Genomic DNA, 11043 nt, shown 5'->3' on the forward strand with positions numbered 1-11043 from the left:
CCACGCTGGCTTCACGTAGTGAATCCCCTCATGATGGGATTTGTGCAACAAAGCCTCTCGGGAGACCAATGGTCACGAACCTCGGAAATATGAATTGAGGTACCAGAGCGTTTGTCTTCAGCACTCTTGGCAAAGCTTTCTAAACTTGGGACCTTACGGATCGACTCTATCGCATTCGAGAATCCTGGCGCACCCAATTCTATCGTCGCCGTAACCTCATCAAGTACCGCTCCGTCTTTTTCAAACTTACTCCAATCAACCGTCCAAGTAAGTGTTTCGGTGCGGTCGTTCTCGTCAGTCGAACTTGAATGGAGTTGGCATTTTGCCCCCAACCTATCTAGCGCAAATCTGCCAATGCCTTTAGCTCCAGTGCGCGTTCGCCCCATTTTAGATGAGGAGTCCTGTTCTTTGTTGGCAGTGCCAATCACCATCCAAGCGTCTCGGATGGCATCATCCCCCATGCCCGATCCATCGTCGGTAACGGTAACGGTGACAAAGTTCTGAATTAGTTTTGCCTCTGGGCTGTGTTTGTCACCCAAACATGGCCGCAACGTCGCAAAATCATCGTTCAAGTCATAGTGGTTTTCAGGTGCCAAACCCCAATCAGTTAGTAAGTCATACTCTCTCTTAGGGAGTTGAGCAGGCACATGATCGTAGGCAGGAGAAATACGTACGATGCAAAAGGACGCATCAGCATCATATGAGTTTTTCACAAGCTCGCTGATCGCGCTCTCAGCCGTGGCAACGTTTTCGCGTCCGATCAAGCGCGCAGTTCTGGCCGAAACTCGAAACGGGACTTCTTGGACACTATTCATTTGGCACCTGTGCTTTCCGTGCAGATCTGAACGTCCATACTACATGCCATACCTTCAAGATATTCACCTCATGGGTGATCGGAACTGGAACAAATCTTAGGATTTGTGCGACAAAGTAAGTCTTGGGTATCTTCATGACGCGCTCCACAGGCTAGAAAGTGGCGCGGCGAACATATTTTCCCCGAACGGTACCACCTTATCGTGATCATACAACACCATGCCTTGAAGGAATTTCTTCCCACATGCTTCGGCAAGTTTTCGCATGCCGGAGAAATCACCCGCCGAAACGGTGGCAGAGGACTTTACCTCGATCCCGACTACCTCACCACGACGGTTCTCCAATACAATGTCGACCTCGTTCTTTTCCTTGTCGCGAAAATGCGAGAACGTGCATCTCTGTTCACTCCAAGTCGAGATTTTCCGCAGTTCGCTGAACACGAAGGTCTCCAGGATCGCACCGAAGCTCGTTTTGTCTTTTCGAACCACGTCCGGTGAAACATCCCGCATCGCTGCGAGGAGACCTGCATCGAAAAAATGCAATTTGGGCGACTTGGTCAGACGTTTCAGGCGGTTTGTGAACCAGGGCTGCAGAGTATGAACGAGGTAGAGGCTCTCGAAGACACTGACATACTTCTGCGTAGTGACGTGATTGAGATCGAGGCCAGCACCGATACCGGTGTAGTTGACTAACTGTCCTGAGTGCTCAGCAAGCACTGACATCAGCTTCGGCATGATGGCAAGTTGTTCAATCTGGGCCACATCTCGGACGTCGCGCTGGACGATTGCATCAAGATAGCCATGATACCAATCCTGTTTTCGTGACCATCGCGCTCGACCTAGCGCTTCGGGATACCCGCCGGAAAGGACGTTTTCAATAAGGTCATCACCGACGATTATGTGGTCGGCCCGCGGCTTCTCGCGCGCAAAAGCCCGATCAATGAACCTTGATTTCGCCCCAAGGATTTCTGCTTGCGAGAGGGGCAACAATCGAACGACCTCCATGCGACCGGCAAGAGAATCCGCCACTTTTGGAATGGTCATGAGGTTGGCCGAACCTGTTAGGAGGAACCGCCCCGGTGCCTTGTCGTCATCGACCAAGTTTTTAATAGCAAGCAAAAGGTCGGGCGCGCGTTGGATTTCATCGATCACGGCGCGGTCGAGACCGCGGACGAAGCCGACCGGATCATTGAGCGCCGACCGCAAGACGTTCGCATCGTCCAATGTCAGAAAGGGTGTCTTGTCCGACGCGATGTCGGTTGCAAGCGTCGTTTTGCCGGACTGACGCGGCCCTGAGATGAGAACCACGCGGGTGTCGGACAGCGCCTCTTCCACTCTAACCTTGGCAAATCTTGGGTACATCTCGCGCGGCTCCTACTGACCGATTGAAAGTACGCGACCGACCGATTGAAAGTCAAGCCACGACCAATTGAAAGAGGGATGTTGTCTGATTAGCGCTCACCCGTTCGACCGATTGAAAGTCAAAGCCCGACCAATTGAAAGCGAGAAGCCTCAGACCTGCGCAGCACGGGCCTCCTCATCTGCGTCTGCAACAGCCAAATCCAGCTCCGGAAGATCCCGCAGGCTCTGCAGATCAAACGTCGTCAAAAACGTCGCCGTCGTCACAAAGGTATGCGGCGCCCCCGGCCGCGGTGACCTCGGCCCACTGGCAATGAGGTCCTTAAAGCGCAGCCGGGCCAGCAGATCGCGGCTCACGTCCTTGCCGAAGATGTCCTTCAGCCCCGCCCGGTCGATGGGCTGGTGATAGGCGATGGCGCAGAGCACCCCATCTCCATCTCGGTGAAGACGAGCGGCTGGTCGCCCAGGTCGGCGGCGGCCTTGATGGCCTCGGCGAACTGCGTCTTCGTCCGGAACATCCAGCCGCCCGCCACTTGTGACAACTCGTATGGGCGACCGGCCAACTCCGCCTGGATGTCGTCTATCAGCATCTCGACCGAAGCCCCCTGCCCCACCACGCGGGCCAGGTCGTCGCGTTCGACCGGCGACGCGCTTGCAAACAGCACCGCCTCAATCCGGCCCATCCACTCACGCCAGCGCAGCTCTTGCGGCAGGACTTCGAGTTCCCGGTCAAACAGGTCTTCGCCTGTCGAGACTTTTTGCCCCTTCGCAGACTTTCGATTGGCTACCGTACTCATGGCCGTGCGGGTCATCGCACAATCCCATAGAGCCGGAAGGTTGGCCGTCCGGTCAGTTCCCGTGCCACACCGAGTTCGACGAGCCGATCACAGAAACGCCGCGCCGCGCGACCGGTCATGGGAATGGTGGTGCCCTGGACCCTCGGCGAGAGCATCGTCGACGGCGCCACGGCATCTTCGGACAGGAACAGGGCGACCGCCGCCTCAGATCCTTTGGCGCGGAGTTTCGGCGCAACAGCCCGCAGCGCTGTTGACTTGGATGAGAGGTCACGCGCCAAATGGATCGCGTCTTCGATGGATTCCAGAACACGCCTTTGAACTGCCAGCTCTGCCCCCTGCTCCTCTGCAACCAGATCTCGCAACATTGCTTTGGTGAGCGGCTGTGCAGCGATCGGAAGAAAAGACGGCCAGCCCAACGAACGGGCCACGACGATATCGGAGAGCAAACCGGCGATCCGCTCTGCACGGTCATCAGCCTCCAGAACCGCGCGCATCACGGCAATACAGCCTGCCAGTGGCCCATGAGATTTTGCGCGGGCAGCACCGTCTTCGAGCCAGCCGTCCATGTCAGCCTCAATGTGCAAGCCGACCAATTCCTTCAATGCAGATCGGCAGTCGCGCGCAATGAAGCGCAACCGAACGGCCTCGCGCCAGAACCCCAACAGATCGCCGTCCGGGCCGCGCGCTTCACCCGCAGGTGTCAAATGATAGGCGTCCCGGATGTCGGCCTCCCGCGCCATTCGCCCTTCCAGCTTTGATGTTGCCGTCGCCGCTTTCAGTGCCAGCCTGTTGGCCAGTAGCTTCACCGGAACGCCATGCTTTGGATCAGAGACCAGTTGATCCAGCACTGACAGGGCCGCCCCAGACCGAAAAGCCACAGTTTCAAGGGTTTCTGGACGCGTGGAGGTGACCCAAGCCGGCAATTTCGGTAAGGTGTTCAAGTAGTCAGAGAGAGCGGCGGGCTGGTAGGTCATACCACAACACTAATCTCTCGCGGCGCTTTCGTCTACAATATACGGTATAAACCGCCCCACCTTACTGCTCTTCGCTATGTCCAATAAGTTTGCCTTATCGGACGTAAAAAGATATGCTGAGTGATATGTTCAAAAACACCGAAAAATCAAGCTCAGAGCCAGCAAACGCATCCTCGCCCAACGAGGACGACGCCAGGGACCCGCACGGCGGGCGCGGCCCTGAGTCTCTGACCCTTCCTGACCTTGTGGCTGGTTCCGGCACGCTCGATCGGCTGGTCGAGACTGCGCGCGATTACGCAAAACAAGCAGCCTCAGAGAACACGTTGAAGGCCTATGCGAAAGACTGGGCGCATTTTGCGCGCTGGTGCCGGTTGAAAGGTGCGGAGTCGATGCCGCCGTCTCCAGAGATGATCGGCCTTTATCTGGCAGACCTCGCCGCTCCAACCAATGGTTCCCCTGCCCTTTCCGTTTCGACGATCGACCGCAGACTATCTGGCCTTGCTTGGAACTATGCGCAACGCGGTTTCACCCTCGATCGCAAGAACCGACACATCGCCACGGTGCTGGCTGGGATAAAACGAAGGCATGCGCGTCCCCCGGTGCAGAAAGAGGCGATCCTACCGGAAGACATCCTGGCCATGGTGGCCTCCCTACCTTTTGATCTGCGGGGGTTGCGCGACCGGGCGATCCTACTTCTGGGGTACGCGGGTGGTCTGCGCCGCTCCGAAATCGTCAGCCTTGACGTTGGCAAGGACGACACACTCGACAGTGGTGGCTGGATCGAGATCCTCGAGGATGGCGCCCTGCTCACGCTGAACGCCAAAACCGGCTGGCGTGAGGTCGAGATCGGCCGCGGATCGTCTAGCCAGACTTGCCCGGTGCACGCACTCGAACAATGGCTACACTTCGCCAAGATCGATTTCGGCCCAGTGTTTGTCCGCGCTACACGGGATGGAAAGAATGCGCTTAAAGCACGGCTAAGCGATAAGCACGTTGCGCGCCTGATCAAGCAAACCGTGTTGGACGCTGGACTCCGAAGCGAGCTGACAGAAAAGGAACGCCTCGCCCTGTTCTCTGGCCATTCCCTGCGGGCTGGCCTAGCGTCGAGCGCCGACGTCGACGAGCGTTTCGTCCAGAAACACCTTGGTCACGCCTCCGCTGAAATGACCCGGCGGTATCAGCGTCGTCGCGATCGGTTTCGTGTGAATCTGACAAAGGCAGCAGGGCTTTAGCTTTAGGCTGCCGAACGCTTCTTAACGGCAAGCAGCATATTCACTCAGTTTTGCTGGGCTATCTTCCGACTTCACCCACGGCTCGGTCCCCCCTGCCCTACTATAGAAGACAACACCAATAGGTGTTAACGCGCACCACACGCTGAGAAGTACACTTTGAGAAGAAATAATGCTCGAGAGGTATGTCGAGCTCTTCTCGGAGGGACGAAGAGTCCAACTTTCGCGCATGTAAGGTGCGCGTAAGTTGGACTGCCATCTCTTTTAGGAACGCCGTCAAAACCCGTTACAAGTCGTCCTAATAGAGCATCTCAGCTTTCTGATCGCCACAAGGGTCTTCAAGAAATTCCTGAAATTCTACCGATTCGACACCTAGACCAAGTTGCTATCAGTTGTGATCATGTAACAAGATTCTACCACATCTTGCTTATCATACGGAATTCTTGATAAAATATTTTGTTTTCAACAAGTTAAAAGGACGTTTTCACCATCCAAAGCTGAACACAAAGGCTCCCCGTCACCGATAGGCCCAAAAAATTGTTGCCTGGGGATAAGTTGCGTGTCATGAGTTCAATTGTCGCAAGCTGACGTAAATCACGCCTTTTAGCGACGAAACACATATGACCCACTAAGAGGTCGTGAGGGCAGTATGAATTCGAACGCAAATATCGCGCAAACCAGCTCCATCGCAGCATCTATTGCGACGAACGCTGCCCGCCTCTCCGAGGCGCTTAACAATCATATGCGCAATAGCTTCCAGCCTGATAGTAGAAAAGCGCTCCGCAAATTTCATCCTGCTGAGGTATCAGAGCTAACTGGCATTAGCATGTCCAACCTCAGGACACGCCATCAGGAAGGTGATTTCCCCGATGTGGAGACGGATTCCAGAGGTCGCAGGCTCTACACCGCAGAAGAGATTGACCAAATCCGACATGTGATGGCGAAGACTGGTCGAAATGGTGAGACATATCTTCCTGGACGACGCGAGAACGATGCCCTTCAAGTGATTTCCATTGTCAACTTCAAAGGCGGGTCCAGCAAAACGACCAGTGCGATCCACTTGGCCCAACGCTACGCCTTGCGGGGCTATAGAGTTCTTGCGATCGACATGGATCCGCAAGCCAGCTTGACCACTATGTTCGGTTACCGTCCTGAGATTGAATTCGCTGAAAGTGGCACAGTTTATGACGCTCTCAAATATGAAGACCCGGTTCCGTTAAGCCAAGTCATCCGAAAGACCTATTTCCACAACCTTGACCTCGCTCCGGCGGGCCTCTTGCTGTCCGAGTACGAGACCGAAACGGCCTATGCACTTCAGCACAAGATCGATCCGCCATTCACGCAGCGCCTTGCGATCGCTCTCGACGAGATTGAAGCAGACTACGATCTTGTTATCATCGATTGCCCGCCTCAACTTGGCTTCACAACGATGACAGCCTTGTTGGCGTCTACCGGCCTTCTGATCACCGTCGTTCCCAGCATGTTGGATGTTGCATCAATGGCGCAATTCCTTGAAATGGCTGGAGAAACTGTTCAAACTCTTGAGGAGGCCGCGGGACCTATAGACTGGAATTTCCTTAAGTTCTTGATAGCTCGATATGAACCAACAGACGTACCCCAGTCGCAAATGGCGGGTTTCTTGAGATCTATTCTCTTGGATCAAGTGTTGACTACACCGATGTTAAAGTCCACCGCGATCTCCGATGCTGGGATGACGCAACAAACGATCTATGAGTTGGATCCCTCTCAAGTCGTCAAAAAAACTCTAACTCGCATATTGGAGTCTGTTAACGGCGTCGCGGATGAGTTTGAAAAGACGATTCAGCAAGCTTGGGGAAGGGAAACTGACTAATGGCCCGTAGAAACCTGTTCCAGCCCCCTCCCCCACCTGATGTAGTCAAAACTGCGGTCTCGGCATCAGAGCAAAAGGCACGTTTCCCCAATACTGGTGCGATGAGCGGCGTGAAATCCACTTTGAAAGATGTCGCGAGCAATGCGGTGAGGGAAATCTCGGTTGATGTCATTGAAGAGAACGGCCCAAAGGACCGTCTCAATTTCACCGATGCCGATGTTGTAGCGCTAGCTGAAAGCATTAAGGCTCACGGCCAACAAGTGCCGATTATGGTGCGTCCCATCGCGGACAAACCAGGACACTACAAGATCGTCTATGGTCGCCGCAGATTGCGCGCCTTGCGATCACTCGGCATCCCCGCGAAAGCACTTGTCAGGTCTCTTTCTGACGAGGAGGCTATTCTTGCTCAGGGACAAGAGAACACACAGCGCTTGGATCCCAGCTTCATTGAAAAAGCGCTGTTTGCAGCTGAGCTCGCCACAAGTGGCTATGAACAGGTCATCATTCTTGATGCCCTCGCGGTGGACAAACCAATGTTATCCCGCATGACCAAAGTCGCGCGGTCCATTCCAAAGTCAGTCATTGAGCAGATCGGGTCCGCTCATGGCATTGGACGCAGACGTTGGGAAGAACTCGCGGACCAATCGCGCAACGAAAGCGTCGATCTTGAACAGATCACCGCGGCGCTTCAGCTTGATGCAGCAAAAAGCTCCGACGACCGCTTTAGCATGATCAGTGACGCCATTACCCAGGCGCTCAAACCTATGGCAGCTGGCAAACAAGCTACCTCTCCGACGATCTCCATCAAGCTTAGCGATGGGACGGCTTTAGCCGAGGTAAAAGAAACGGCACGTGCTTTGACATTTAAGCTGTCAAAGTCTGATGCCCCAGAATTTGCTCAGTGGATGCGCAACAACGCAGAAGCTGAGCTTACGCGCCTCTATGAGGCGTGGCAGTCAGAGCAAAAGCCTGACTGATATCGACCGAGCAGTAAAACTTAAAAAAGGAGCACGACCAACAACCCTAAAAAGAAAGAGCCCCCCAAGGTTTCCCTAGGAGAGCCCAATCTGTTCTTTGCACTTTCAGATTTACCAGCTTCTCCGCGCCAGTCAACAACAACCGATTCGGTTGACGAAGATTTGCGGCCTTTTTTCTGATTTTCAGAGATATTGGCGCCTTTCACATCAGGTTGTCGTGAAAAAAACATGGCATTTACACAAGCAACTGCACCCACTGGGCTGCGGAACAGTGAAATATTGTCCGCGGACAATCCCATTCCAGATCGACACATCGTCGTAGCGACGCTTCGCAACGCGGCTCCTCGTATCGGTCTCAGCGCATCCGTGATATCGACCTTAGATGCGATGCTCTCGTGCCTGGCGCCAAAGCGCAATCACCACACAGTCTTTGCATCGAACGCAACACTCTCATTTCGACGCAACGGCATTTCAGACAGAACAATCAGACGTCACGCGGCAACGTTGCAAGATATTGGCCTACTGGTCCGTCGTGACAGCCCAAATCGAAAGCGCTTCACTAAGCACAACAGACACGAGGGCAAAGCCCTTCGGTTTGGCTTCGACCTATCACCCCTTTTTGATCGGTTGCATGAGATTGCTTCAATAGCAGCTGAGGTCATGAAGGAACGAGAGCAAGTTGACTATCTACGCGCAAAAATTCGCGCAGCAGCCAATGCAAGTCTGACCGACAATCCAAACGATGAGATGGCCCTGAACGTCTTTCGTGTCCTACGTCGGAAATTGTCACTCAAAGAATGTGAACAAATCCTCTCAAACCTGACAATTTCGGTAGTTGATGCCGAGTCCGTAGATGATGAAAATCCAATTTCAACAACAACTATGACCGCCAGTGACGGTCAAAATGTCCGGCACCATCATAAGTCAAATAAAGAACATATTGATAAAGAGGGCATCCTACAAAAAAAACAAACTGCTCCTATGACCTCGGATGCTTCGATCACAATACCAGAATTGCTATCGGCTTGTCCCGAAGCAGCCCAATTTTCGCTGAGAAGAATAGAAACTATCCATGATGTCATTGCTCACGCACGAACACTGGCCCCAATGATAGGGATCAGTACTCAAAACTACGAAGCAGCCCATGAGCGACTGGGTGGGTTAAGAGCAGCGGCAACCGTTTGGGCCATCATGCAATTCCACGACAAGATCAAGGCAGTCGGTGCGTATTTTAGATCGATAACCACCGGATCAAAGAGCGAAGGCTTTAGCCCAGAGAAACTGATCCGGCGTTTGGCTTTGGCGCAAAAATATGCAGTTTGATTTCAAAATTGTCCGCGGACAATTTTCCAAGCCGCATCGTCAGCTTTGATGAACTGCCGTCCAATCAAAGGTCGCATGAGGTGCCATATCTTGCGGTCGCCAGCTAAACAAATATTATTGCTTCCAGAAGAGATGGGGCAGGGACCACTGATTGATCTACAGTCCACCAAGATGCTTTGCCGATACCTTGTGCCACCATTTAGGCGCATTGCGTACATCAGTAGCTATTGAGCACTATTCAACGCTCAAGGATGGAATTCAAACACGCTTTTCAATTAAGATATATATTTATCAATAGGTTAAGGGATGAACGCGTACGATTTCTTGCTATAGTTTCCTGAAGCCCGATTCATTAGTGTCTTGAGAGGCTTCGCGTTCCGCCAAAACAAATGCAACGTAGCATTATCCTAAAGTAAAAGTTTCCTCCTTGTTTTGGGACTGTCTGAAAGTGCCCTTGTGGGGTGTTCCTGACGGGTCCGGGTCGGTTTCCGGCCTGTCTGTGCTGACAAGGAACCTCCCATGCAAACAGAAGTATTGCGCGTGCTGCGCGCAGAGGCACGGTCGTGGTGGCGACACCGAGAGCTTAGAAGAAATGATGGCCTTGATGAGGCGCGTCGGCTGGAACGCCAGACAATTAGCCGCGACATCGGATATCTCCGCGTAGCCCTTAACAACCCCAATGCCTATGTCAGTTGCGGTGGGGGAGGGACCATTCTTCACCTCGGCCTGACAACAGTCTCGCTCTATGCCCCCGTTGAACGGTTCACGCTCGCCGATCTGGCGATCCGGCTTGGAGCGCCTCTGATCGACTGCCGTCCCGTCCGCGACATCATCGCTTTCGCAAACTTGCCCAAGGTCACAATGGATGGCACGGTTGATCCAAAGCCTTGGACGGCCTCAAGCCGGATACCGCTTCTGACATATCTCGATCTTGTCGAACGCCTTGGCGCCCGTATCGTCAACGATCCGCGCGCAGGTCACGCGACCTAACCTAACTCCCCCAATCAATCTCAACCCGAAAGGAGGCCAGCCATGGCCCGTTCCCGCACGTCCAAATTCGACGCATCAGACGCCATCACCAATGAACTCATCCGCATCATCGAACGTGGTGTTCTGCCGTGGCGAAAACCGTGGGTCGCTGGCGGCAGCGCGCGTCCCTTGCGCCACAACAGTGAGCCCTATCAGGGAGTGAACAACTTCCTGCTCACCATGCGCACGGTGATGGCAGGGTATACCTCTCCGTTCTGGATGACCGTGCCGCAGGCAAATACTCTTGGAGCAAAGATACGAAAGGGCGAACGATCGTCCGTCGTTGTTTATTACGGTCAGAGTCGGACGCAGTCGGATGATGAGCAGGATGCCAACGATGGCAATACCGATGAAGCCCGCGTGTTTCGTTTCCAAAAATCATACCGCGTGTTCAATGCAGACCAAATCGAGGGCTTGCCGGATGCATTCTATCCAGATGCCTGTCCAATCCCCGATCATGCGCCATCCGCGACAATCCCGCATATGCAGGCATTCTTTGATGCCATCGATATTACGACGGTCTTTGGTGGAACCGAGGCGCGCTACAGTCCTCCCGTCGACAAGGTGTTCATGCCGGGTATCTCCCGCTTCAAGAACCCGCTGAACTTCTACGGGGTCTGGGCGCATGAGCTTGCGCATAATGCCGCGCTCCGGTTTATGCCGCGCCGACCCTTACAACCTGTTGCGTTGC

The 11043-nt window shown here is 53.9% G+C and carries 9 protein-coding genes and 1 pseudogene; 6 read left to right on the forward strand and 4 right to left on the reverse strand.

Annotation, left to right across the window (positions count from 1 at the left end):
- Positions 1 to 11: 11 nt before the first annotated feature.
- From THS5294_RS06480 to THS5294_RS06495, 4 genes and pseudogenes are all read right to left on the reverse strand, one after another.
- On the reverse strand, positions 12 to 764 hold the full coding sequence (locus THS5294_RS06480; RefSeq protein WP_139278676.1) for an ATP-binding protein: 753 nt from the start codon (positions 762 to 764) through the stop codon (positions 12 to 14).
- Between the two features lie 183 nt (positions 765 to 947).
- A complete protein-coding gene (locus tag THS5294_RS06485) occupies positions 948 to 2174 on the reverse strand; it encodes an ATP-binding protein (RefSeq protein ID WP_058123100.1) in 1227 nt (408 codons plus the stop codon).
- A 150-nt stretch (positions 2175 to 2324) separates the two neighbouring features.
- Positions 2325 to 2854, reverse strand: a pseudogene (scpB, locus tag THS5294_RS18435) (SMC-Scp complex subunit ScpB).
- A gap of 125 nt (positions 2855 to 2979) precedes the next feature.
- A complete protein-coding gene (locus THS5294_RS06495) occupies positions 2980 to 3942 on the reverse strand; it encodes a DUF1403 family protein (protein WP_058123101.1) in 963 nt (320 codons plus the stop codon).
- Positions 3943 to 4067: 125 nt separating this feature from the next.
- Here THS5294_RS06495 and THS5294_RS06500 point away from each other — a divergent pair, with 125 nt between their 5' ends.
- The 6 genes from THS5294_RS06500 to THS5294_RS06530 all read left to right on the forward strand — a co-directional run.
- Entirely contained in the window at positions 4068 to 5174 is a 1107-nt protein-coding gene (locus THS5294_RS06500) for a tyrosine-type recombinase/integrase (RefSeq protein ID WP_058123108.1), read from the forward strand.
- Positions 5175 to 5820: 646 nt separating this feature from the next.
- On the forward strand, positions 5821 to 7023 hold the full coding sequence (repA, locus tag THS5294_RS06505; RefSeq protein WP_058123102.1) for a plasmid partitioning protein RepA: 1203 nt from the start codon (positions 5821 to 5823) through the stop codon (positions 7021 to 7023).
- Positions 7023 to 8000 carry a plasmid partitioning protein RepB gene (gene repB / locus THS5294_RS06510; protein WP_058123103.1) on the forward strand — a complete coding sequence of 326 codons (978 nt, stop codon included), beginning with the start codon at positions 7023 to 7025 and terminating at the stop codon, positions 7998 to 8000. Before repA ends, repB begins: the two co-directional genes overlap by 1 nt.
- A gap of 228 nt (positions 8001 to 8228) precedes the next feature.
- A complete protein-coding gene (gene repC / locus THS5294_RS06520) occupies positions 8229 to 9323 on the forward strand; it encodes a plasmid replication protein RepC (RefSeq protein ID WP_058123105.1) in 1095 nt (364 codons plus the stop codon).
- 519 nt (positions 9324 to 9842) lie between these two features.
- Positions 9843 to 10313, forward strand: coding sequence for a hypothetical protein (locus THS5294_RS06525; protein ID WP_058123106.1), 471 nt, complete (start codon positions 9843 to 9845; stop codon positions 10311 to 10313).
- Between the two features lie 42 nt (positions 10314 to 10355).
- On the forward strand, positions 10356 to 11043 hold a 688-nt coding region (locus tag THS5294_RS06530), incomplete at its 3' end, for an ArdC family protein (protein ID WP_058123107.1).

It is taken from the genome of Thalassobacter stenotrophicus, assembly GCF_001458315.1.
Classification (GTDB): domain Bacteria; phylum Pseudomonadota; class Alphaproteobacteria; order Rhodobacterales; family Rhodobacteraceae; genus Thalassobacter; species Thalassobacter stenotrophicus.